Genomic DNA, 23,733 nt, shown 5'->3' with positions numbered 1-23,733 from the left:
TGAGATGGTCCTCGCCATCCTAGGACAGCGCCCCGGATCCGGGGGTGGGATCACGACGCTGCGGGGGCGGGAGGGGCGATATCAAAGGGCGGCCTGGTGGGTGATCTGTGGAGTAGTCGCACTCATGGTCCTCGGCGTGCTGGCCGTCACGGGGTTCGTGATCTTGATGACCCTTCGCAGGGTCCTGGATGTTCACGTGATGCACGAAGCCTGCTCCAGCTGGTCTGTCTCGGGCGGTTGTGGACGGTGATGCAGTTCTCGGCCGGGGATTTTGAACACTGCCTCTTCCCCCGTCGGGGCCGTACCGCGGAGCCGACTATGTCGTGGGGAAGCCGGTCTCCTCGGCGAGCTCACACCAAGCTCTGTCAAGGAGGTCTCGTTCACGGATGGCAGGTGACCGCCGGGCAAGAGCGGCTTACGTCTCGCTACCGGGGATGGCCGTTCATGTTGTCGTCGAACAGTTACCGTGTACGGCGCAGCAGGGCTTCCTTCACCTCGTCCGGTGACAGGACCCGCAGCGGTGTGGCCAGGCTGAGGAGGGGGAAGCTGGCACGGCCGTACATCTGGCGTTTGATCAGCTTGGTCTTGTCGTTGACGCCTTCAGTGCCGCCGTTGTGATGGGGCAGGGTGAGGGCCGCGTCGACGGCGTGGCGGTCGCGGTCGAGTACACGGGTGAAGGCGTGCAGGTGGGGCAGGTCCTCGGCCTGGACTGACGTAGTCCAGGTGCTCAGCAGGGTGGCATTGCCGTAGGCGGGGTCCAGCAGCGCAGCGAAGGAGCGGACGAGTCCGGCCAGGGCAGTCATCTCCCCGCGGGCTGCGGTAGCGGCCTCGATCCGTTCTCGCTGGTGGTCCTTGAGATGGTCGGGGTGGGTAAGGATATGGCGGGCCAGGCGGCGGGGTGAGAGCGCGGCCCGGCCGGCTTCGACGCGCCCATGGGTGATGTAGCGGACCAGGATATTGGCGCTGCCGGTGTAACCCAGCTCTTGGATTTCCAGCAGGTGGGTGACCGGGACGGCAGGGTCATGCTCGCGGCGGCGGCGCAGGTGATCGCGGTAGGGATCCACGAGGGTGGGCCGGTACTTGGGGGCACGGACGAGGCGCTCGGGTTCTGCGGCGCGGTCGTAGCGCTTGACGGTGTTCAGCGAAAGGTTCAGCCGCCGAGCGTACTCCAGCAGGCCGACACCCCGGCGGTTCAGGTCGTGGAGCTGCTGCCAGCGCTCACGGGTGGCCTGCTTGCCTGACGCTGGGGGCGGGCCGGTCTTGGCCCAGCAGGTGTTGTGGGCGGCGACCTCCTTGCGGACGGCCTCGGCAAGGTTGTGCCAGATGTGCCACCGACGTTGATAGCGCTCGAGGACTCCAGGCACCTGCTCACGGAAGGTGTGCCGGCAAACGTGGGTCAAACACACCAGGCGGTGTATCCGGACCCACACGACCGCCCGGCGGCCATCTACCGGCACGTCCACTATCACCCGCTGGTGATAGCCATGGACCCGTCCCGTCGAAGCACCGCAGTCCACGCACCGCGCCGAGCCCTCCGGGGTCCGCGCCCGCACCACAATCCGCTCGCCCCTCGTCCACCACGGCCTCGATCAACAGCGGAGACAGTCCCGAGAACACTGTGCTCACCAGCTCGTTGACATCCCGCATGCCATCTCAACGACGCCAGTCGCGCTACGTCACCACCGGAAGTGAGCCAGAACCGAACGTTTACAGTCCCGCCCTGAGTAGCCGTAGACGGCGGCCCTCAGGTGTTCGCTTCTACAGCACCCTCCTCGATCCAGCGTGCGATGACGCTGAGCGAGGCTAGGTACTCCAGCGCCTCTTGCTCAGACCATGTGACTACTTCTTCGTGGGCCGCGACGTTGCGGAGCGCCAGAAAGGCTCCTGCGGCGAAGTACTTCGCACCGTCCTGGCGTGCTCGCCACGTGGGTCTCGTGCGGTCGCCGGGGAATCGCAGTCGTGGCTTTCCGGGTGCTGGCTCCTTCATGTCGAAGGTCTGAAGGCAGAGGTCGGAGTCGCTGATGTCGTGACGGTCCAGCTTCTGCTGCAGGCGGCGGTTGATGGTGCGGGCCGCTGCCAGAACGGCGTCCTGGCGGGCGCCGGCACCCCACATGGGCGCTGCAGATTCCCACACCCACGGATGGAGCCGGTCGGCGATAAGGGCGGGGGAGTCCGGCCTGAGGTGTGCTTCCCACTCGTCCATGTCCGCGACGATGCCGAGCGCGCGCTGGACGTCGTTTTGGGTCAGCTGGAGGGCGTCTCGATGGTCGATGTAGATGTCTTCCGCGAGTCCGGGGTCCAGCGAGTGCAGGATCCGTTTGACGGTGGGTTCCATCCGCCGAAGCTCTCTTAAGACCCTGTCGTTGTATTGAACTTCACGCAGCCAGGCGTCCGCCAGCTTGTCGAACGCTTCGAGCTTTTGTCGCATCCAGTCGCGGTCCACAACCCCATCGTAGGAAGTGCCGCCGGCGCGCGGGGCTGAGGTCAGAATTTCTGGCCTCCGGCCAATCGCGTTGGAGGGCCCACATCGCGAGTGGGGGCTCTGACTCCAACGGCCCTCAGCTTGGTGGTCACCACCTGTCGGGAAGGATCGGTGGCTCGGTCAGTTCTTCCGCAGCGCCAGACTGCTCACATCGGTTGAGACGCCGGAACGATTCAGTCTCACTTCATCTGAACCACTGCTGGTCAGGGACTCGTGATGGTTCATCTGCACTGAGACGTGACAGCTGAGTGCTGGATGAGCGCTCCACTTGCCGACACTGGGTGTGGGAAACCGGCGGGCCGAGTTGCGCGTGGTTGGCTCTCGATACGGTCAGGGAGTGGCGGCATCGAGAGGCGAGGGACCGGACCCTTGTCCAGGACGCGGCGGCACCGGGGCATGCTGACGCGGCTGGCACCTGCCTCGCGTGCTTCCTCCAGCAACGAGCTGTAGCCAACGTTGTACGGCTTGTCGGACAGTGCCAAGTGGGCCCTTTACGAAGCGCGCTGTAGCCAACGTGGACGCCGTCGACGACCACAAGCTGCCGACGGGGCGGGGTGCATATCTGGGCAGTATGGTGGTATTGGCGGGCTGTGTGCGGATTCAGTAGACCGGCTGACGCCAGCAGAGTTGTGGACTGGGTCGTTGACGTCTACCGAGGCCGTTCCCACTCGATCCGGCTGAGTTCGTACTCGACCTCACCGTGCTCGGAGCCCTCGATCGCCTCCGGCCCAGTCCCCGGTGAAGTTCCGGACGAAGGACAGGCCCGACTTCTCCATAACGCGACGGGAACGGGTGTTGACGGCCATCGTGTTCGCTGTGACCCGCTCGACTCCCAGGTCCGTGAACCCCTTGTGGATCAGGGCCCGGGACCCCTCGGTGGCGTAGCCGCGCCCCCATGCCGCCTGGTTCAGCCGGTAGCCGAGTTCGACCACGGCGGGGCTGTGCTCCCCCAACGGCCGGAACTCGAACCAGCCCAGGAAGGTGCCGGTGGTCTTCTCCTGCGCGGCCCAGTAACCGCGGGCCTCCCAGCACGGGCAGGAGCCTCGGCAGGACCCGCGTCTCGATCGCCTCGCGACTGGTGGGACGGCCACCGTTGATGAAGCGCATGACCTCGGGTTCGTTGTCCAGGGCGAGCAGATGGTCGGTGTCGGCCGCTGTGAAGGCGCGCAGGACGAGCCGGTCGGTCTCCAGGAAGTGGAATATGCCGCGATCCTCACCACGGGCGGGCCGGGCCTGCCACCGGATTTCCGGTCGGCGGCAGCCGGTGGTGATCATGCCGCGCGGTCGGCGGATCGCTCGACCAGAACGCCCCGCTCGAAGTCGGCCCCGGCACGGACAAGTGCGACGAGGGGGGGTGCGTTCACCGCTCGCCACCGCTGCTGGGCGGAATCCGCCAGCTTGAAGATCATGGCCAAGGCGGCGGCCGCGCTGCCGGTGACCTGCGTGACCTTCGTGCGGAGCCGAACCGTTGCGAAGGTGGACTCGATGGAGTTCGTGGTGGGCAGGTGGATCCAGTGCTCGGCGGGGAAGTCGTAGAACCCGAGCAGTTCATCCGTGTGTCGTCGGTGATCTTCTTATGCGCAGGTGGATGCCGTCGGCCCACATGTAGACGTAGTCGCTGCCGGACAGATCACGCTGGCCAAACGCCTGGTGATCGACCTGCCACTGCTGGGTGAGCCGCGTGACCGTCGCCGGTGAGAGGCCCGCCGAGCTGCCGAGGAAATGCTCCAGCGCGGGCACGAAGTCACCCGAAGACAGACCATGCAGGTAGAGCAGGGGCAGCGCCTCACCGATGTTCGGGGACTTGCGGCACCAGGGCGGAGAAGCGCCGAGGAGAACCGCTTGCGCTCACCCGTGCCTCCTCCCGGGCTAGTCCACAGGTCTTGAGCATTGCTCCACGGAATGCATGCACCTGTTCTCATAGTGCTTGCTGCAGGGTCAGGATTGAGGCGACTTCCGGTGTGCCCGAGAACTCTTCCAACCGGCACAGAACTGCCTGAACCCGTTCCGCTGTCCGTTCGGACGCTACCGTCGATGCCAGGGTAATTACCCGCTCGGCTGTTCGTGCTGCCTCTTCTGGCTCGTTCGCGTCAGCGAGGGCAACGGCGAGCCACGACAGATACAGGGCGAGTTCGCGTGTGTGCGTGGGTTCGTAGTTGCTCATAACATCACGCAGTAAAGGGACAGCGCGCAAGGGGCGGCGCAGCTCCGTGTGTACGCGAGCTTCCATGACGCGAAGCTCTCCTGTGTCCACCCAATAGAGGTAGCTGGGCGCTTCACTACCGGGCCTGTCCTCCGCCAAGGCGTCGGCAGCCTCACCGAGTGCGCGCATGGCCAGTTGTGCTTCGCCTCGCTTTGTGTGCGCCCATGCCACGCGATCGTGGTAGAGGGCACGTGCCTTCGCCGGCGCATTCTGCCCGGCATCGTGAACAGCGGCTCGTGCCAGAGCCACGCCCTCATCCTCACGGCCGGTGTTGCTGTACTGATAGGCAAGCGAGCCGGCGAGATTCCCGGCCAACGTAAGGTCTGCTGCCTGCCTCGCTGCACTGATCCCTGTGCGGTAGATCCTTTCTGCCTCGCCGTACTGGCCGGCGTCCGAGGCAATCCAACCAGCGATCTGCGCCAGCTCGCCGACCTGCACGAGCAATGCACGCCCGACTGCATCGCTGTAGCTAGCTTCCCGGTACAGCTTGACCGCGACGCGGAGTTCCCGCAGCGCGGGGCGAATCAGATCTCCGCCGGCAATGACGTCATCGGCGAGCCGTAAACCGTGTACACGCCGGCCGAGGTCGACCACCGTGTCGGCACCGATGCGGCGGCCTGTACGGGCACGGAGAGGGGCCAGTGGATCACCAGCGGGAAGGAAGTCAGCCGGCGTCGGCATGGCTGGTTCCGGAGCGTTCTGCGGCCTCCTGATGTCTCCCACGTCCGCGCCGAGAGCGTCGGCCAGGAACGGCAACCACTCACGCGGAGTCCGTTTCCCCGTCTCGTACCGGCTGATCTCTTGCCGCCCGATCGGTGCTCCGCTGAGTCCTGCCAGGCGGCATACCTCGCGTGCCAGTCGCGCCTGACTCCACCCGCGAGCTTCGCGAAGGCGCCTGATGTTGGCCCCGATACCGCTCATGCTCCCCATTGTGGCCGACAGTTGGCCTACAGCGGGCCACTGTGCCGCTGCTCTCCGAGACGGAAGAGTAGAGAGGTAGATGGGCTCACGCTCGGCTACCGGATGATCTCCCGCTTCCCCGCTGGAGGTAGTCCCAGCATGGTGGCAGCCCGGCGGAAAGCGGGCAGCCGGCAAGCACCCATGGCGACGGATACGGGTCAGGGTCGCAACACGCACAACTTCGCCGAGTTCCGCACCGGTTGTGGCTCAGATGGTCTGGGCCGGGGCGGTGTTCATCCGGCACCATCAATCAAGGAGGTTCAGCATGAAGCAGTGGTGGGTTCTGAGGGCCAACGGCGGCAACCCGCAGGACGACAGCGACAGCGGGAACAAGCACGGTGGCGGAGGGTCCGACGAAGGTGGCAACACCAACGACGGCCAGGGCCCGGCGGACGGTCGCTGAAGGATGACCGAACAGCACGAAGCGGAGGTCGGTCGTCAGCGCCTGGCCTCCGCACTCATCGACAAGGGCGCGCTCACCCGTGCGTGGCTTCCCGCCTATCAGGCCGTTCCCCGTCATCTGTTCGTGCCCGACGTCATCTGGCCCGGACGGGCCGGAATGAACCGGCAGAGCGACCGGGTGATCCGCTCCGAGGAACCTGTCGCGTGGTGGGAGGCGGTATACCGGGACGCGCCGCTCACCACCCAATGGGATGACGGCACGTATACCGGTCCCGGCAGGGGCCGTACGCCGTCCTGTTCCAATTCCATGCCGACCATGGTGTTCTCGATGCTCGACGCACTGAGCGTGGCGGACGGGCAGCGAGTGATGGAGATCGGTACGGGAACCGGATGGAATGCCGCGCTGCTCTCCGAACGGCTCGGTTCGGAACAAGTCGTGACTGTTGAGGTGGACGAATACCTCGCCCTTGAAGCTTCGGAACGTCTGCACGGCGCCGGATACGCCCCGGAAACCGTGGTGGCGGACGGAGCTGAGGGGTACCCGGACGGCGCGCCTTACGATCGCGTGATCGCCACGTGCTCGATCGGCCGTGTCCCGGAATCGTGGATCGCGCAGACCAGGCCCGGCGGCGTGATCGTCGCGCCGTGGGGACCGGTCTACGGTGGCGAAGCCGTCGCCCGCCTGACGGTCGGCGATGACGGCACGGCATCCGGTCCCTTCGTCGGGTCGTCCGCCTTCATGCGGCTGCGGGAGCAGCGCAAGAGCCTGCCGCCCCGCAGCGCCTACACCGGCGACCGGGAATGGCCCGCAGGCGGCGTTCCGAGCACGACGGCACTCTCCCCGGATGAGGTGGGCGACTGGATTCATATGTTCGCCATCGGTGTTCAGGTGCCCGACCTCTTCTGCCGGGTGCAGTCGCTTGATGCGGGCGCCTACCGGCTCTGGCTGCACGACACGGGCGTGACGAGCTGGGCCACGGCGGACTACCGGAAGGGCAGCGCGGAGTACTCCGTGAGGCAGGCGGGACCCCGGAAGCTGTGGGAGGAGTTGGAAGCCGCCTGGCGGCGGTGGGACCGGCAGGGCCGTCCCGACTTTGCACGGTTCGGGCTCACCGTGGCAGCAGACGGCTCGCACACTGTCTGGCTCGACAGCCCGGAACACCCCGTGCCGGCCCGCACCCTCTGACTTCCGCCAGGTCGTGGGCAACTCCTGTGACGCCTCGGCACAGGCGGCCCCTGTCGTCGTGGCGGTCATCCTTTCGATGTGTTCTGAGGTCGTTCCCTGTCCCGGCCTGCGCGCGCCGGAATACGGTGCGTGCATCAGGTGTGACGGTGAGGCGTCGGTCGGGCGGCACCAGCGGTAGGGGCGGGCAGTCCTGCCGCGTCGCACGGACTCGGTGCCGCACCCTGCACACTCAGTAGCTCGGAGGGGAGCGGTATGCCACAGCGACGCATCATCACCGGCCGCAGCCAGGAGCCACGTCAGCGCTTCGCTGAGGAGCTGCGGAGGCTACGGGCCGAGCGCAGGTTGAGTCTGAGGCAGCTCGGTGTGCGGCTGGGCTGGGACTGGTCGTTGTTCGGGAAGATGGAGAAGGGCGAGACGCTGGGCGGCCCGGAAGTGGCCCAGGCTCTCGACACCTACTACGAGACGCCGGGTCTGCTGCTCGTGCTGTGGGAGCTGGCGGCCGGGGACCACACGCAGTTCCGCGAGCAGTACCGGCGCTACATGGCGCTGGAGGCCGAGGCGACGAGCTTGTGGCATTTCGCGGTGAGCGTGCTGCCGGGGATGCTGCAGACGCGGGGGTACGCGCGTGAGGTGCTGGCGGCCGGAGGGTTGAAGGGCAAGGAGCTGGAACAGCAGGTCGAGGCCCGGATGGGACGCCGAGAGCTCTTGGAAGGGGAGAACGCGCCACCTTTCCGGACCATTCTGTCCGAGGCGGTGCTGCGCTCGCCCCTGCGGGACCCGGCGGAGTGGCGCAAGCAGTTGGAGCATGTTGCCGATGTCGCGGAGCGACCGAATGTGACACTGCAGGTCCTGCCCTTGGACGCTGGGCTGCACGGGCTGACCAACGCGACCGTCATGTTTCTGCGGCTGATGGACGCACGTACGGTGGCCTACACGGAGAACGGCTACCGAGGCGATCTCATCGAGGAGAACGCTCTGGTTGAGCTTCTGCAGCGTGCGTACGATGCGATGCGCGACCTGGCGTTGTCCCCAGCTGAGTCGCAGAAGTTCATTCTGGCGATGTTGGAGGAAGTGCCGTGCGACCCATCGACATGAGCGCCGCAACCTGGCGCAAGAGCACCTACAGCAATCAAGACGGCGGCGAGTGCGTCGAGGTCTCTGACGACTTCGCGTCTGTCGTCCCCGTGCGGGACAGCAAGGTCCCGTCCGGCTCGGCGCTCGTTTTCCCATCCACTGGGTGGTCCTCGTTCGTTTCGGCAGTCAAGAGCGATCACCTGACGGCCTGACTGAACGCACCCGTGGTCCCGCCATCGCAAGATCGCGGGACCAGGGGTGCGTCCCGTTGTCGGTGTCTTGATGCTGGTACTTACTTCGCCATCGAGTTGGGGAGGTACCGGACGGTGGACTCGTCGCCTACGGATCTCTTGTCGCAGACAGCTTCGACGGCCGTGTTCTGCGCCCCTGACCTTGAGCTGCCCCTTTCGAGTGCTTCTCGCACACCTTCCTGTCCCGGCCGCTCGACAGTACTACTCTGCGTGCGTTGGGTGTAACGGTTAGGTGGTGGGTGCCGTGTGCTGGCAGTGCTGTCATGCCGCACGATCTTGGCTTCGTGCCTTCCACACCGATCAGTGTCAACAGCTCGGAGGGGAGCGGCATGCCGCAGCGACGTGTCATCACCGGGCGCAGTCAGGAACCACGTCAGCGCTTCGCTGAGGAGGTGCGGAGGCTGCGGGCTGAGCGCAGGTTGAGTCTGCGGCAGCTCGGTGAACGATTGGGCTGGGACTGGTCGTTGTTCGGGAAGATGGAGAAGGGCGAGACGCTGGGCGGCCCGAAGGTCGCTCAGGCCCTTGACACCTATTACGAGACACCGGGGCTGCTGCTGGTGCTGTGGGAGTTGGCGGCGGGGGACCACACGCAGTTCCGCGAGCAGTACCGGCGCTATATGGCGCTGGAGGCTGAGGCGGTCAGCCTGTGGCACTTCGCGGTGAGCGTGCTGCCTGGGCTGGTGCAGACATCGGGGTACGCCCGTGAAGTCCTGGCGGCCGGTGGTTTGAAGGGTAAGGAGCTGGAGCAGCAGATCAAGGCACGCGTGGGGCGTCGGGAGCTGCTGGAGGGGGAGTGTGCACCGCGCTTCCGGACGATCATCTCCGAAGCGGTCTTGCGGACAGGGTTGCTCGACGCAGGTGCGTGGCGAACGCAGTTGGAGAGCTTGGCAGAAGTGGCAGAGCGGCCGAACATTGCGGTGCAGGTACTCCCCTTCAGTGCTGGACCCTATGGGCTCGACAGCACAGACTTGTGGTTCCTACGTCTCCCGCTGGGGCGTACCGTGGCGTACACCGAGAACGCACACAGGGGTGAACTGATCGAGGAGGCTGCTGCGGTTGAGAAGCTGCAGGGTGCCTACGATGCAGTGCGCGACTTGGCACTGCCCCCGGCTGAGTCGCGGAAGCTCATTCTGCGCATGTTGGAGGAAGTCTCGTGCGAATCATCGATGTGAGTGTTGCGACCTGGCGCAAGAGCTCGTACAGCAACTCTGACGGTGGTGCTTGCATCGAAGTCTCTGACGACTTCCTTGCCGTTGTCCCGGTGCGGGACAGCAAGATTGCGGACTGCTCCGTCCTTGTGTTCCCGGCGGGGAAGTGGTCTTCTTTCGTCGAGGGTCTTAAGGCCGGTGACTTGAGCGCTTGAACTACGTGCCAGCGGCCCCGCGATCGACAGGTGGCGGGGCCGCTGGCACCTCCGGCCGGCTACGTCGTGCTACTGCCGCGGCGTCCCCGGGCGGTGGCGGTGGGACGCCAGGCGCGTAGGTCTTCGTCGGTCAGTCCATGCTTGCCTTGTTCCATCTGCCGGTCGCCTTCGAAAAACTTGGCAGGTGTTGGTGCGAAGACCGGATCGGGCTCGTTGTGCCACTGGTCAAGCCATGGTTGGAGTTCCAGCAGCCCGGCCAGGAGCGGTGTGACCTCTTCCGTCGTCAACGCCTCGTGAGTGGCGATGTAGGTGTCGAGCGCGACTGCCTGTTCCCGGTGGTCCCAACCTGCCCAGCCGTAGAGCTGCGGTGTGGCCGCGTTGGTCTGCCCGTAGGAGATGAAGCGCTCCTTGGGCACGTCCAGCTTGCCGCGTGCTCGCCAGTAAGAGGGGCGCAGGAAGTCCGCTGAGGTGTACTTCGGAGGCACGGGGATGGTGTCCCGGATCTTGCGCTTCGCTGGCTCGTCCGGCGCGGCGTCCTCCTGCCGCTGGAGGTCCCAGACGTGCTCCCAGTCCGCGCGCTTCTTCAGGCCGGACGGCTTGTAGCGCAGCGCAGCCAGGAACGGTACATGCTCGACACTCATCAACTCAGCCACAACAGCGGGCAGGTCCTTGCGCGGGTCGTAGATTTTGGCGACAGAAGAGAAATCCTCGTCACGCGACAGGTTGTCGGTGAGCCGTGACAGCGTGACGAGCGTAGGCATCTCGTTCTCATCGAACCAGTGAGCCCGGTTCTCGATTCGGTCGAGCAGCCACGATCGTAGCGCCTTCCCCTGAAGCGAGTCCCATCCTTCCGTGGCCCACCGTCGTTTGTACTCCGGTCGCTCGATCATGCCGATAGCTTGGGATGACTCAATAGCGTCGATCCGCTTTTGCACTATCTCGCGGTAGGTGGAAGGCCAGTGTTGCGGGATATCGGTGATGGGGGTGGAGTTGTGCCGCTTGAACCATTCGTTACTGGCTTCGCCTGCCGCCACTCGACGCGCGAGTGAAATCTCGAAGGCCCGTTCTCCGAAGAAGAGTTCGGGAATATTTACGGACTCGGGCTCATTGGAGGTGTGCAGACCTTCGGAGTGAAGGTCATAGAGAGAGTAAACCTGCCAGTCCAGCTCCTCTTGGAGTGCAGTCATGCGTGCTCGGACAGAACGCCATGCAGTGTTGGCCTCGCGTAGGGAAGCGAGAGTGGGTGTGGTCTTGGCGACCAGACTGGAAGGGCTGTTCGAGGCGAGTTCGCTGGCTGCTCTCTCCAGGGCGGAAGCGAGTACGGTGGGATAGGAGACAGGAAGGGGAAACTGTTGAAGTTTGGTGCCAGTGAACTCGTAAAATTGCTCCCAAAGTTCTGTCTTGATCCCCGATTGATGTCCTTCAGTGCCCTTGCTGTGGCTGACCATTTTGAGCCAGAAGCAAGCGATGGAGCTGTTGAGGAGCCCGAGCAGTTGCAGGTGCTCCTCCTCACTCGCCCCCTCCCGCAGCTTGATCACCGGAGCGGTGCGGATGAACACGTGTTCATGTCGACTAAGAGAAAAGTGATTGTGTGTGGAGACGAAGGGGAATGCAATGCGCAGCGGTGCCTTGTATCGTGACCTGAAAAACATTGAGTACTCGAACCATGTGAGATTGCGCTCAATTTGTGTCTTTCCGAAAGCTACGCGTTCTCGCAGATAAACTCGCGATGGCCAGAGAAGTTGCTGTGCGGCTTTCGGTGCGTCAGCGTCGAGTGTCTCGGAGTTGTATGGCCAGAGGGATTGAACGGGGCTATTAACTAGGTAGTCTCGTACCTCTCCTCCCTCAATCAAGGGCCGCTGATGGGTTGATGGGATGCGGTGTCTCCGGAGAGCGCCGGAGCCAATCATGTAGGCATCATCTTCGCGTGTCACTGCGCCCGCTCCGATTTCTTCAGCGACCTGTGCTAACCGCATCTCGGAATTGACGGTCAACAGGTCCACCATCTCCAGACCGCCATCGGTCAAAATCCACGGCTGCTTCCCGAAATGGTGTGTGCGTTCTAGGTCGTCAACTGAAATCCACTGGCCGATTGATCCCGGCTCTTCGATCTGGGCCACGATCGCACTCCAGACAAGACCGTCCTCGGCGCTTTGTGGCGCCGAAGGCTCGCCCTGGATGCTTCGCACCGTGCGGATGGTCTCTGACCTGTGGCCGCCGGCTCGCGGGCGTCCCACCAGGATCACTGTCGGCGTTCCATGCCCAGGGATGTATGCCCCCGAGGTGTCGATGACCTCGGTCAACTCCACCTCGTGCCCGAAGTACGTCTCGATCAGTCGGGTGCCGAACTCCCGCTTCATGAACGAGTTCGCCGTGATCTGGCCGACCATGCCGTATCCGCGCCCGCTCTCCGCTTCCCCCACCTTCGCCAGCTCGAAGAACCGCTGGGCGAACGGCACCGACAGCGCGTACGTTCCCGCGCAGGCGTCGTACAGCTCCCGGTACAGCGTGTTGAGCTTCTTGTCCTTGACCGTGATGTACGGCGGGTTGCCCACGACGACGTGGTAGCGGCCCTTACTCAGGATGTCCGGGTGCTCGTGGACGTCTTCGGTGTCGTACTTGAAGTCGGCGAGTTCGTCGGCGCCTTCCTCTTTGGAGTCGTCGAAGAGGTTGCCCTGCTTGTTCCGGTGCTTGATGAGGGAGTCGCCGACCGCCAGGTGTATCGGCCATTCGTACTTCCCGGCCTCGGCGAGCGTGCGCACGCCGCTGGCCGCCATCGCGGCGACCAAGAGCCGGAAGCGGGCGATGGCCACCGCGAAGGGGTTGAGGTCGACGCCGTGCACGGAGTCCAGGGCGGCGCGTATGCGTTCGTGCAGGTCGCGTCCGGGCTGGTCCTTGTCCCACAGGCGGACCAGGCGGCGGAACGCGCCCAGGACGAAGTGGCCGGACCCGCAGGTCGGGTCGATCATCTTCAGGCCGTCGTAGCCGAACTCGCGGACCGCCGGGTCCATGGCCCGGTCGAGGATGAACTCCTCGACGAACTCGGGGGTCTGGAGCAGCGCGTACGTCTTGCGGGCGGCTTCGCTGAGGTCCTGGTACAGGTCGCCGAGGAAGCGGGTGTCCCAGCCGCGGGTGCCGTCGCCGTCCTCCTCCAGCGGGTCGGTGAAGTCGTGGACGAGCGCGCCCGCCTCGTCCCGGGTGCGCCAGAAGTCGACGAGGTCCCGGGCGCCGTCGTGGGACAGCGGGATCTGGTACAGCGGGTTGTGCCGCCGGTCGAACAGCAGCCGGCCCGCCTGGCCGGCGCCCAGCTCCTCGAAGGCCCGCTCCAGCCACCCCCGGTACGTCGGGTCCTCGGACTTCGCGACATACTCCTCGAACCGGGCGAGGGCCAGGTCGCGGCGGTCGGCCTCCGGGGCCGTCAGGTAAGGCTCGGGGATGAGGCGGTTGTCCTCGCTGAAGCGGACGAAGACCGTGCCCAGCACCCAGGCCACGGCGACCTGCGTGACCCGCTCGTCCAGCCAGGAGTTCCAGGTGGCCGCCGTGCGGCCCAGTTTGCGGGCCCGCTCGTGCTCGGTGCGCAGCCGGGTGCCGACCTCGCCGAGGGCCCTCACCTGCTGGGCGAGGTCCGTCTCCACCGCTTTGACCTGCCGCTTCAGGTCGTCTAACAGGTTCTTGCGGTGGATCACTTGGTGTCTCCCTCGGTTCTGCTGCTGTGCAGGTCGATCACGCCGGACCGGTGGGCGTTGCGCACCCAGGAGTCCGGAAGCTCAATCCATTCGCCCAGGCCCGCCTGGTACGCCACCGCGACCTGCCCGAGCCTGGGTTCGCGTGCCGGGTCGGGCTGCGGCACCAGCAGCCACAGGCCGCGTCCGCCCTGCCGGGCGGCGTCCGCCAGCCGGTCCAGGACGCCCATGGCGTCGTACCGGGCGAAGGCGGCGACCTCCGTCAGCAGCACCGGGCCCGGCCCGGCCTCCGGCGCCAGGAGTTCACGCACCCGGGGTTCGACCGTGCCCCAGGCGGTGCGGGTGTACTCGGTGAACTTCGACGCGCCGCGGGTGCCCGGCTCGGCCACGTCCGCCTTGAGCAGGGTTTCCCAGGTGGGCTTCGTGCCCGGCGGGACCAGATCGCGCAGGGCGTCCAGGAACAGGGCGGTCACCGACACGGGCCGGGCGCCGATGCGGCCGGCCGACAGCTCCCGTACGGCCTCGGACGTGCGGCCGTGGTGCACCGTCAGCACCCGGTAGCCGTCCCGCCGGGCGGAGGCGGTGAGCCGTTCGTCCGCCCGGACCGCGCCCGCCAGCAGCGGGTCGTCCGCGTAGCGGGTCACGGCGCCCAGGTCGGTGGAGCGGCGGGAGACTGCGCTCGTCAGGTAGCTGGAGGCGCTGTCCATGCGGGTGGGCAGGTAGCGCAGCGTCCTGGACTCTTCCCGGGTCGACAGGGTGAGTTCGAAACCGGCGTCGCGCAGGGCCTTCGTCAGACGGCCGCCGGTCGGCAGCTCCCGCGTGGTCGAGCCCCGGCCGTCCGGTACGACGAGCTCCGGGAAGCGGGCCCGCACCCGCTCGTGGACCTCGCCCGGCGTCAGCCCCGGCTGCCGGGACTCGGGGAAGTTGGGGGTGAGCCGCACCAGCCCGGCCTGCGTGAGGCGCAGCGCCCGCACCAGCGGCAGGTTTCGGGGATAGATCTCCAGGCGGGGCGTGGCCGCCGCGTTCGCCGAAGCAGCGGCGGCCAGCTCGACGAGGCGCCGCTCGTCCCACTCGACCAGGCCGGGCGGCGGGGTCAGTGCCCCCAGGTCGCCCAGGACGGTGGTGGCGGTCGGCAGGGTTTCCAGGCCGGCCAGCCGGTCGGCGGTGGTGCCCAGGCGGGACGCGTAGTGGAGCAGGGCCGGACCGGTCGGGGTGTCCGGGCCGTCACCGTCCCGCACGTCCAGCGCGAGCAGGCCGGCGGCCAGCGCCTCCTCCGTCGCCCTGCGGTTGGCCTGGTGCTGGAACTCCGCCTCGTCCGGCTGGAGCTGCTCCACCTCCACGACGGCGCGCACCGCGGCGAGGGCCAGCGCGCGCCGCTGCTCGCGGCCCGGCAGTTGCGTGCCCCGGCGCACGGACAGGGCGTCGGCGATCTCGACGGCGGAGGCGACCCGGCCCAGCCCGGCCAGCAGGCCGATGATCTCCTCGCGCAGCGATTGGACCGCCGGGTGCTTCTTCCAGCGCTGGCGCTCCTCCTTCAGCAGTTGCGGGATGCGGCCGGTGGACAGGCCGAGAGCCTCGGCCACGTCCTTCTGCTTGGGCCAGACCCCGATGCCGGGAAGCTCACCGTGCTCATCGGGCAGGCGCAGCAGCAGCCGGACCGTCTCGACCTTGCTGCTGTTGGAGCGGTTGTTGTTCAGCTCCGGCACGAAGATGGTGGCCAGGGCGTCCAGGCTGACCGAGCGCAGCGCGGACTCGCTCAGACCGGCCGTGCCCTCCCGCACGGCGACCGCGCCCGCGACCGCCGACTCGGTGCCGGTGAGCTGCGCGAACTCCTCCTTCGCCTCCGCGCGGGCCTTCGGCGTGAGCGGGGAGAGCGGCGACTCGCGCAGCAGCTTTCCCCACTGGCGCTGGCGGCGCTGGATCTCGCCGCGCGTCTTGGTGCCCAGACCCGGTGCGTTGAGGAGTTTGCTGCGGCTGTAGTCGAGCAGGCCGCCGACCGTGGTGATGCCCAGGCCGTAAAGGAAGGACTCGGCGGCCGGGGTGAGCCCGGCGGCGGACAGGTGCGTGTCCCGGGTGACCTGCTCCGCCAGGTGCTCACGCTGCTCGTCGGCGGTCAGCGGCTCGGCGTCCGCGATGGCCGGCCGCTCGGCCCCGGCGGCGGCCTCTGCGCTCCCGGGTGCCTCGGCGGGCACCGGCTCGGAGTGCCGCGACCGGTGGGACGACGGCGGGGCCTGCGAGGCGTCCAGGAAGATCCGCTTCCAGGCGTCCCGCATGGGCTTCAGCTCGGGGAAGCGCCGCGACGCGTCCCGGTGCAGGGCCTTCTGGAAGAAGGCCACCAGGCCGTCCCGCACGGCGGGTTCGAAGGCGTCCGCCGCTATCACCGGGAAGGGGAACTCGCCCCGGTCGGTCATCCGGGGCGGCACCGAGCCGTCGCCCCACTTCGGCAGCTCGCCCGAGGCCATCTGGTGCAGGGTGACCGCGACGGCGTAGCGCTCGGCGTGCGAGTCGTACGCCGAGCGGGTCACGGTGCCGATGAACGGGTCGAGGTACCCCTCGGTCCCGGCGTCGTGGTCCTTCGCCGGATAGCCCGCCAACGAGAAATCTATGAGGACGAGTTCGCGGGTGCGGTTGGGGCGGATGCGGATCGCGATGTTGTCCGGCTTGATGTCGCGGTGCCAGACGCTCTCGCCCTCCAGGAAGTCGACGGCGCCGAACAAGTAGTCCCCGTACGCCTCCAGTTGGTCCATCTGGAGCCGGCCGCGTTCCCGCAGTTGGCGCGCGACGGTTTCGTCCCGGCGGCGCGTCCGCGAGGGGGCGCCGGACTCGGCACCGGCCGGCTTGTCGCCGGTGTCGCGCTCGTCACCCACGTACTCCAGGACCAGCACGGTGCGGCCCGCGATGCGCTGCGGCTCCGGCTCGACCAGCCGGATCACCCGGGAGTCGGGGCGCAGCCGCCCCATCACCTCGGCCTCGCGGTCGAGTACCTCGCCCCGGCTGTCGGACAGCGCCACCTTCAGCACGGCCAGCGGCCGGGTCTTCCGTGCCTCCGCCTCCAGGTCACGGACGAGGAACGCCCGGCTGGTGGAGCCGGTGCCCAGGCGGCGGCGCACCTCCCAGCGCCCGCCGAGCACGTCCCCGGCGACCGCCTCCAGCGGGTCCTTGTCGGGGACCGCCGGGTGCTCGCCTTCGGGCGCGGAGGCCGGCGCGGTCAGGTCTTCCTCGACGACCTCCAGCATCTCCAGGAACTCGTCCACCGACGACAGCCGCTGCCCCGGCCGGTAGGCGGTCGCCGCCTGCACCAGCTCGTCGATGTCCTGGGACAGGCCGTCCACCAGGGAGCTGGGACGCAGGCCCTCGCCGGCTTCGAGCCGGGCCAGCAGCTCCGCCTGGCTTGCCGCCGGTGGCCTGCCGGTCACCAGCAGGTAGGTGAGCACGCCGAGGCCGTACACGTCCAGCGACACCGGGTCGGCGTGCGGGGCCTTCAGCTCCGGGCCGAGATAGGGGTCCGTGCTCTCCGGCAGGTGTCTCGTCGACAGGGCCGTCGGAGCGAAGCGGGGCGCGCCGCTCCGGCCGCTGCCGCTCCCGGCGGCCCGCTGGGTGGCGATCTGCCAGTCAGAGATCTCCAGGCGCGGAGTGAGCCAGGCCGCTTCCGCACCGGCTGCCTGTCCTCGGCGGCTCCTGGGGCCGGGGATCACGTGCACGGACCGGGCGGCCAGCGCCCGGTGGTGGATGCGGCTGGAATGCGCGGACCGCATCGTCTCGGCGAGCTGGCGGACCAGCGCCATCCGGCCGAGGATGTCCAGCCCCGTACCGTGCTGGAGCAGGTACTCGTCGAGGCGCAGCGTTTCCCGGTCGTAGTCGAAGATCAGCGCGGGGCCGGCGGTGTGGCCGGACGGGAAATACTGCTTGAGCTGGACCACACCCGGGTGCCGGAACCGCTGGAGCACGGCGGCCTCCCGGCGGGCGGCGTCCTCCACCGACTTCCGGATCGACCTGTCCGACCCCCGCTCGCTCAGATACACCCGCACCCGGGCCACCTCGGGGAGCTCGCTGTGCTCCGCCCGGTAGTCGGCCCACGTGGAACCGGAGTCGAAGGACTTCCGCTCCAGTTGGTAGGGCCCCACCTTGTACTCGGCCTCGCTGCGCCGGATCCCGATCCGGTCGAGCGCCCCCTTGATCTCCCGGGAGGCGGTGCCCGCGATGCGGCGCCGCTCGTCGCGCGGCGGCTCCCCGAGCATGGCGACCAGCCCGTCGACGGTGTACACGCCGTTCTGGTCGTGGGCGGGGAGACGGACCCGCAGACCGTCGTCGGTGAAGCACACCGCCTCACCGACCCACACCCGTCGGCCGTGGCTGCCGAGCAGGGAGGCTAACTCCTTGGCCTTCTTGTTGACCAGATGGAGCGGATTGCCGTGCGGGCGACGGCGGCCGCCGGGTGTCGTCTGGATCCAGGTGCCGTTCTCCCCGGTTACGGAGCCGTGCCAGTCCTTCAGCTCGATCATGTACACGCCGCCAGGAGCGACGACCAGGAGATCCACCTCCCGGACATGACCGGTGTGCGCGGTGAAGGTGAAGTTCGACCACGCCCGCCAGGGCTCGGCGTCCGGCAGCCTCTTCCGGATGGCCTCCAGGCCGCGGTGCTCATGGTCGAACTCGGACTCGGTGACCGCGGTCCACCGGCCTTCCCGCATGCGTCGTCCCGCCCTCTTGCTGCCGTGTCGAGTGCCGGTCCGCCCTCGGCAGTGCGCGCTGTCCCCAGCAGGTCGCGGACCCGGAGCATCCTAGTCCCGGGCACCGGCGTCGGAGGGACTATCGGAAAATCGGGCTCCGGCCCAAGCGAAGAGGACCAGTACGACCGCTTCGCGGCCGCCCGTGACCACTGGGCCCTGGTGTCCTGGCTCGGACACCAGCCGCAAAGCGGGCCGCGGGCAGCCGGACGCGGTCCGCCGCCGCGAGGGGCACCTTCCGCCTGGACATGGACAAGCGGCTCGACCTGGGGCTGACCGCTGCCGTGCCCCGCCCCCGCACCCCGGCGGATATCGCCGACCGATCGAGTGCGGGGGCACATGGAAGGGCTTCGCTGCTCTCACCGGCCCCCGGATGAACGAGGCCGTGTGGCCGGACGCTCGACCCGGTGGCCTTCGGTTTCAAGGTGGTGTCCTGGCCGCATGACGGCCGGTGCGGTCAGGCGTTCTTGGTGTCGGTCGATGCCGCCTCGCCGAGCATGGCGAGGGTGAGCACGTTACCGGCGATGCCCCAGCCGCCGTCGGCGACCTCTTCGACCAGAACCATGGTGTTGTTGCGGGCGCGCTCGCCGTAGATCTCGACGTACAGCTCGGTGGTGCGGGTGACGATCTCCTCCTTCTGCTTCGGGGTGAGGGTCTTCTCGGGGACCTTGAAGTTCGCAAAAGGCATGGCTGGTTGTTCCTTCTCTCAGTGGGGTGTTACAGGGAGCTGCCTGCGGTGAGTAGGCTGTCCAGTCCGATGCGGCGGAAGAAGTCGGCGCGGAGGCGGTCGGCGACCGCGGAGACGACTTCGACGGGGTGGCTGGGCGGGCGGTTCAGATGATTCCGCCGTTGACGCGGACGACCTGTCCGTTGATCCAGTGGCCGACCGGGGAGGCCAGGAATGCGACGACCTCGGCGATGTCCGACGGGGTACCGAGTCGCTCCAGCGGGGGTTGGGCAGCCAGGCGGGCGATGGTCTCCCCGTCCTTGCCGTCCAGGAAGAGGTCGGTGGCCGTGGGGCCGGGCGCGACGGCGTTGGCGGTGACGTCCCGGCCCCGCAGCTCCCGCGCCAGGATCAGCGTCAGCGCCTCGACCGCGCCCTTGCCGGCGGAGTATGCGCCGTAGCCCGGGAAGGCTAGCCCCACCACGGACGTGGAGAACGTCACGATCGCACCGCCGGGGCGCACCCGACGGGCGGCCTGCTGGACGACGACGAACGTGCCGCGGATGTTGGTGCGGTGCAGGTCGTCCAGGACGGCCAGGTTCAGCTCGGCGATCGGCGCCATGTGTGCCCGCCCGGCCGCGTGCACGACGACGTCGACACCGCCGAACTCTGCTTCGGCCGCGTCGAACAGGGCCGCGACGGCGTGTTCGTCGGCGACGTCGGCACGCACCGCGATCGCCCGGACGCCGCTGGTGACGGCCTCCTTCACGGCTGCTTCGGCCTCGCCCTGGTTGCCGGCGTAGCCGACCACGACGGCGTATCCGTCGTCGGCCAGCCGCCCGACGGTCCGGCGGCCGATGCCGCGCGAGCCGCCGGTGACGATCGCGACACGGGGTGAGGCGGAGGGCTGAGCTGGGGGAGCGGTCCCGTCGAGGGAAGTGGGGATGGACATGACTGACTCCTGTGGTGAATGCGGGTCGGGGCGCGGTCTCGCCGTCGCCCTGCTGCGTCATCCACGATCGGCCGGTTCCCCACCCCTAGCCAGGGCTGCGTTTACCCAGGGGATGCCACCCCCTGGCTACGGCTCGGCGCGCGCGCGACCATGAAGGGGTGAACCTTCCACTACTCGGCGCCTTCCTCAGGACACGCCGCGACCGCATCCGCCCCGCCGAGGTCGGTCTCCCCCAAGGCCCGCGCCGGCGCGTCCCCGGGCTGCGCCGCGAGGAAGTTGCCCAGCTGGCAGGGCTGTCAGCCGACTACTACACCGAGCTGGAACGCGGCAGCGCAAAGAACGGCGTGCAGCCTTCGGCCCAGACCCTGGCCGCCCTCGCCCGAGCCCTGCGTCTGAACGGCGACGAACGCGACCACCTGTTTCGCCTCGCCGAACGGCCGGGCCCTCCGTCAGCGCACGGACCGTCGGCACACGTGCAGCCCGCGCTTCTCGGACTGCTGGACCGGCTGTCCAACACCCCCGCGCGCGTCATCACCGACCTGCACGAAACCCTGGTGGAAAACGACCTGGCCAGGAACCTGCTCGGCAAGTCCCCGGCACACCGCGGCTCGGCGGCGAGCTTCGTGTATCGCTGGTTCACCGACCCGCAGGCGCGCGAGAGGTACCCGCACGAGGATCACCCGCACCACTCCCGGGTGTTCGTGGCCGACCTCCAAGCAGCGGCCGCCAGGCGCGGCCGGGACGCGGAGGTCACGAAGATGATCGCCGTGCTACGCCGCCGCAGCCAGGAGTTCGCAGCCCTCTGGGACACCTACGACGTCGCGGTGCGCCGCATGGACCACAAGAAGATCGTGCACCCCACGCTCGGCGTCATCGAACTCGACTGCTACAACCTCCTCAGCGAAGACGGACGCCAACGCCTGCTGTGGTTCACCGCCCCGCCCGGAAGCCCAGGAGCCGAGCAACTGGAACTGCTGTCCGTCATAGGTACCCAGGACCTGGGCATCACGGAAGGCATGGCACCGGAGGGGTTGTCCGCGGCGGAATCCGGATCGCAGCCCTGACCCGCGCCGCCGAGAGGGGACCGCCTTCCCGGCAAGGCATGGCGGTCCCTACCTCCACGGAGATATGTTCTCCGGCCCGGGGCTCATGATGACCCCCTTGATTCCCGTTTTCCTCATACTCGCCGAGGAACTGAAGGCGAGCGATGTCGGGCTGGAGTTCCTGACCGGGGAACTGAAGGGATCGCACGACCCCTCCGGGATCGTGTTCTCCGTGCTCGCGGTCATGTCCGGGATGGAGCGCGAGTACATCCGCGACCGCACTCTCGAAGGCCACGAGTCCGCCCGCAAGCGCGGCAAGACCATCGGCGGCGCAGGCGTCACCGACGACTCCGTGCTTTCCATGGCCCTGCATCTGCGCGAGCAGGCGATGAGCCTGCGGGACACCGCCAAGCGGCTCGTCATCACCACGGGTACGAAGAAGGGACAGCACTCCTCGCCCGCCACCGTCATGCGAATGCTCCGCGAATACAACGAGCAGGGCACCACGGCGGTGAGCACGTGATCCCCCGGCTACTTTGCGGCTGGTGTCTGAGGTAGGAGTCCGGGGCCTAGTCCCGTGAGTACACGCAAACTGAAGGTCTTTCTGCGGGAACCCGAGGGTGGGCTGTCGTGTTGTCGTAGGTTCGACCTTCAGGTTCAGGCGAACACGCGGGGTGAGTGCCGAGCGGACCGCCTGCTGGGCAACCCTCCTTGGGAACATGCTGGCATCGTACGAGTCATGAGAACAGCAGGAACGACACCGGAACCGGAATCCTCAACACGGAGTGGCCTCAAGTCTCTGGGTGAGGTGGCCTGCCGTTATCAGGCGGATGAGATCCGCCCGGAGGACCTGCCGATGATTGCTGCCGAGGCACTCGCGGCCGGGCTGGACACCCCGACGTTGTGCGAGCTCGCCGGTTTGCCTCGCAACGCGGATGCCCGCGATATCCGCGACGCGTTCGAGCAAGTACTCTCCGAGGCCGAAATCGAGTTGCCTGATCCTGGCCTGGCACGGCGCCACGCTCTGCGTCGGCTGGCGGCGAGGTTGATCAATGAGGAAATCGCTCCCGCCGACCTGGCGACGGATGACTGGTGGGAGACGGAGGTCGAAACCGTTGAGGAGCGATCGTTTGTATCGCTGATCCCGCAATGCGGGTGCTGCATTGAGTACACGTTGGGGCTTGACCAACAGACGTGGGCGGCCGAGCTGCGGATCGCCGCGCTCGCCCTGACATCGTCTCCGGCGACCTGCCCCGGCTGCTGACTCTGCCCTGACGGCATGCTCCCCCATCGAAGGCGTGTACTGGTCGGACTTCACCGGAGTGGCTGTTCAGCGGCCTGGTCCAGCAGGGCCCGTGCGGAGTCCGCGTAGCGGATGGCGGTCTTCTCGTCGATGCCGAAGACGAGGGCGAGGTGGAGGGGGTCGGCGCCGTGGGTGAGGGCCTCTTCGAGCTGTCGGTCGACGCGGAGCCGTTCGAGGGTGGCGGTGAGGTTGCGGGTGGCCCGTGTGGTCCAGAGCTTGCCGGCCGGGGCCGAGTTCGACGGCGGTCTTCTGGGTGCTCAGCAGGTGGGGGTTGGCCGTGTTCGGCCAGCGGTTGCGGCGGTGGTCGAGCCAGTCCAGGACAGCACGGTGGGTGAGGTCGTCGAGTGGCCGGACGTGGCCGCCGACGGTGATGCGCCGGTTGCCCAGGTCGACGTCCTCCATCTGCATCGTGCGGATCATCTTTGGCCGTGCCGCGTGGACGGCAGCCAGAGCGATGATGAGCCGGATGTCCGGGGTGGTGGCGGTCGCGATGGCCTCGTCGATATCTTCCTGGACGAGAGCCTGGAGAACTGCTGAACGTGTAATGGTGGAGTCGGGTATTGGAACTGTCCGAATGCGTGCCTGATCACGCGTTTCGTTGCTCGGATGTTCCGAAGCGTGCCAGGCAGTGCCACACCTTCTTGAGCGCCTGTTGGTCATGGAATCCGGTGCGTGCGGCGTCACCGATGATCCGGGGATTGAGGTAGCCGTCGACGGCAATCTCCGCGCCCAGGTCGACGTACTGTTGTCCGCGGTAGTCCGGGTGGAGGGCGAGTTCTTCGACGGTGAGGCGGAGTCCCGGGTGCCAGTCGAGCCGGCATGGCAGGCGGCGGGCGGCGGCTTCCACGTCCGTTCCTCGATAGCTCGGGTCCAGGACGAGTGCCTCGATGTCGCGGGCCAGTATGAGTGGACCGTGCACCTGTGCCTCGATGTAGTCGTCGAGTGCGTCCTGGCCGTCGTTCTCAGCCAGCTCTATGAGGGACAAGTTGGCCGCAACTCCGAAGGCCGTTGGTTCGAAGAAGCTGTCCGGGTAGCAAAACGTGGCTCGGGTGAGGGTCTCGGCAGTCAGCCGAAGGTGCGCGGAGCCGAACCGGGGCGCCCCACCGAGCGGCTTGCGCCGGAAGTCCAATGCGCCGTAGACAGGTCGCTGGTGTGCGGGTTCGTGGTCGTAGGCGCCCCCAAAGATCCGGCTCTCCCAGCGCCATCGGTCGCCGCCGGGGTGGGCCGTCAAGCCGCCGTTGCTGGTGCCTGTGACAAGTTGCGAGTAATAGGCGCCGTCCTCAGCCAACGCGACCAAGATCGGCCGACCGCGCACTGTGCGGTCGGGGTGAAAGTTCAGAGTCACCCGCAACCCTGGGTCGACCGGGGTCCCGGACGACAGCGAGGCAACGTGGCGGATGGCCTGTTCCTGCGGAGACGGGGCTGGATCAGTGTTCATCA

17 protein-coding genes and 3 pseudogenes are annotated in these 23,733 nt (G+C 67.5%); 10 read left to right on the top strand and 10 right to left on the bottom strand.

What is annotated here, in order from left to right; genetic code table 11:
* Positions 1 to 461 precede the first annotated feature (461 nt).
* The 5 genes and pseudogenes from PJ985_RS23470 to PJ985_RS14260 form a co-directional block, all read right to left on the bottom strand.
* Positions 462 to 1,647, bottom strand: a pseudogene (locus tag PJ985_RS23470) (transposase).
* A 97-nt stretch (positions 1,648 to 1,744) separates the two neighbouring features.
* Complete coding sequence (locus PJ985_RS14275; protein WP_271684118.1) at positions 1,745 to 2,443, bottom strand: TIGR02391 family protein; 699 nt, start codon at positions 2,441 to 2,443, stop codon at positions 1,745 to 1,747.
* 688 nt (positions 2,444 to 3,131) lie between these two features.
* Positions 3,132 to 3,685, bottom strand: a pseudogene (locus PJ985_RS14270) (GNAT family N-acetyltransferase).
* 68 nt (positions 3,686 to 3,753) lie between these two features.
* Positions 3,754 to 4,338, bottom strand: a pseudogene (locus PJ985_RS14265) (transposase); the annotation flags it as partial.
* A 62-nt stretch (positions 4,339 to 4,400) separates the two neighbouring features.
* Positions 4,401 to 5,606, bottom strand: coding sequence for a helix-turn-helix domain-containing protein (locus PJ985_RS14260; protein WP_271684117.1), 1,206 nt, complete (start codon positions 5,604 to 5,606; stop codon positions 4,401 to 4,403).
* A 304-nt stretch (positions 5,607 to 5,910) separates the two neighbouring features.
* Between PJ985_RS14260 and PJ985_RS14255 the strand changes: the two genes are divergently transcribed.
* The 6 genes from PJ985_RS14255 to PJ985_RS14230 all read left to right on the top strand — a co-directional run bounded on the left by PJ985_RS14255 (position 5,911) and on the right by PJ985_RS14230 (position 9,921).
* On the top strand, positions 5,911 to 6,048 hold the full coding sequence (locus tag PJ985_RS14255; RefSeq protein ID WP_271684116.1) for a hypothetical protein: 138 nt from the start codon (positions 5,911 to 5,913) through the stop codon (positions 6,046 to 6,048).
* A gap of 3 nt (positions 6,049 to 6,051) precedes the next feature.
* Positions 6,052 to 7,233 carry a methyltransferase domain-containing protein gene (locus tag PJ985_RS14250; RefSeq protein WP_271684115.1) on the top strand — a complete coding sequence of 394 codons (1,182 nt, stop codon included), beginning with the start codon at positions 6,052 to 6,054 and terminating at the stop codon, positions 7,231 to 7,233.
* 252 nt (positions 7,234 to 7,485) lie between these two features.
* Positions 7,486 to 8,328 carry a DUF5753 domain-containing protein gene (locus PJ985_RS14245; protein ID WP_271684114.1) on the top strand — a complete coding sequence of 281 codons (843 nt, stop codon included), beginning with the start codon at positions 7,486 to 7,488 and terminating at the stop codon, positions 8,326 to 8,328.
* Positions 8,310 to 8,519 carry a DUF397 domain-containing protein gene (locus PJ985_RS14240; protein WP_271684113.1) on the top strand — a complete coding sequence of 70 codons (210 nt, stop codon included), beginning with the start codon at positions 8,310 to 8,312 and terminating at the stop codon, positions 8,517 to 8,519. The genes PJ985_RS14245 and PJ985_RS14240 overlap by 19 nt, the downstream gene beginning before the upstream one ends.
* A 368-nt stretch (positions 8,520 to 8,887) precedes the next feature.
* A complete protein-coding gene (locus PJ985_RS14235; RefSeq protein ID WP_271684243.1) occupies positions 8,888 to 9,730 on the top strand; it encodes a helix-turn-helix domain-containing protein in 843 nt (280 codons plus the stop codon).
* The gene (locus tag PJ985_RS14230; protein WP_271684112.1) at positions 9,712 to 9,921 is read left to right on the top strand and encodes a DUF397 domain-containing protein; all 210 of its coding nucleotides are present in this window, start codon (positions 9,712 to 9,714) and stop codon (positions 9,919 to 9,921) included. Before PJ985_RS14235 ends, PJ985_RS14230 begins: the two co-directional genes overlap by 19 nt.
* A gap of 59 nt (positions 9,922 to 9,980) precedes the next feature.
* On the opposite strand, the gene pglX is transcribed toward PJ985_RS14230, so the two are convergent.
* The 4 genes from pglX to PJ985_RS14210 all read right to left on the bottom strand — a co-directional run bounded on the left by pglX (position 9,981) and on the right by PJ985_RS14210 (position 19,947).
* Positions 9,981 to 13,607 carry a BREX-2 system adenine-specific DNA-methyltransferase PglX gene (gene pglX / locus PJ985_RS14225; protein WP_271684111.1) on the bottom strand — a complete coding sequence of 1,209 codons (3,627 nt, stop codon included), beginning with the start codon at positions 13,605 to 13,607 and terminating at the stop codon, positions 9,981 to 9,983.
* A complete protein-coding gene (pglW, locus tag PJ985_RS14220; protein ID WP_271684110.1) occupies positions 13,604 to 18,295 on the bottom strand; it encodes a BREX system serine/threonine kinase PglW in 4,692 nt (1,563 codons plus the stop codon). The genes pglX and pglW overlap by 4 nt, the downstream gene beginning before the upstream one ends.
* Positions 18,296 to 18,788: 493 nt before the next feature.
* Complete coding sequence (locus PJ985_RS14215) at positions 18,789 to 19,019, bottom strand: 4-oxalocrotonate tautomerase family protein (RefSeq protein ID WP_271684109.1); 231 nt, start codon at positions 19,017 to 19,019, stop codon at positions 18,789 to 18,791.
* A gap of 145 nt (positions 19,020 to 19,164) precedes the next feature.
* Complete coding sequence (locus PJ985_RS14210; RefSeq protein WP_271684108.1) at positions 19,165 to 19,947, bottom strand: SDR family oxidoreductase; 783 nt, start codon at positions 19,945 to 19,947, stop codon at positions 19,165 to 19,167.
* 158 nt (positions 19,948 to 20,105) lie between these two features.
* Between PJ985_RS14210 and PJ985_RS14205 the strand changes: the two genes are divergently transcribed.
* From PJ985_RS14205 to PJ985_RS14190, 4 genes are all read left to right on the top strand, one after another.
* Positions 20,106 to 21,011, top strand: a complete 906-nt coding sequence (locus PJ985_RS14205; RefSeq protein WP_271684107.1) for a helix-turn-helix transcriptional regulator — start codon at positions 20,106 to 20,108, stop codon at positions 21,009 to 21,011.
* A gap of 97 nt (positions 21,012 to 21,108) precedes the next feature.
* Positions 21,109 to 21,513 (top strand): recombinase family protein, encoded by a 405-nt coding sequence (locus tag PJ985_RS14200; protein ID WP_271684106.1) that lies wholly within the window; start codon positions 21,109 to 21,111, stop codon positions 21,511 to 21,513.
* A gap of 216 nt (positions 21,514 to 21,729) precedes the next feature.
* Entirely contained in the window at positions 21,730 to 22,254 is a 525-nt protein-coding gene (locus PJ985_RS14195) for a hypothetical protein (protein WP_271684105.1), read from the top strand.
* Between the two features lie 243 nt (positions 22,255 to 22,497).
* Positions 22,498 to 22,830: a hypothetical protein gene (locus PJ985_RS14190; protein ID WP_271684104.1), complete on the top strand. Its 333-nt coding sequence runs from the start codon at positions 22,498 to 22,500 to the stop codon at positions 22,828 to 22,830.
* 49 nt (positions 22,831 to 22,879) lie between these two features.
* On the opposite strand, the gene PJ985_RS14185 is transcribed toward PJ985_RS14190, so the two are convergent.
* A complete protein-coding gene (locus tag PJ985_RS14185) occupies positions 22,880 to 23,731 on the bottom strand; it encodes a DUF3626 domain-containing protein (RefSeq protein ID WP_271684103.1) in 852 nt (283 codons plus the stop codon).
* Positions 23,732 to 23,733 lie beyond the last annotated feature (2 nt).

It is taken from the genome of Streptomyces sp. ACA25, from assembly GCF_028200735.1.
Lineage (GTDB): Bacteria > Actinomycetota > Actinomycetes > Streptomycetales > Streptomycetaceae > Streptomyces.
Note: the sequence above shows the minus strand (reverse complement) of the source record. Positions and strands in the feature narration are given on the sequence as shown.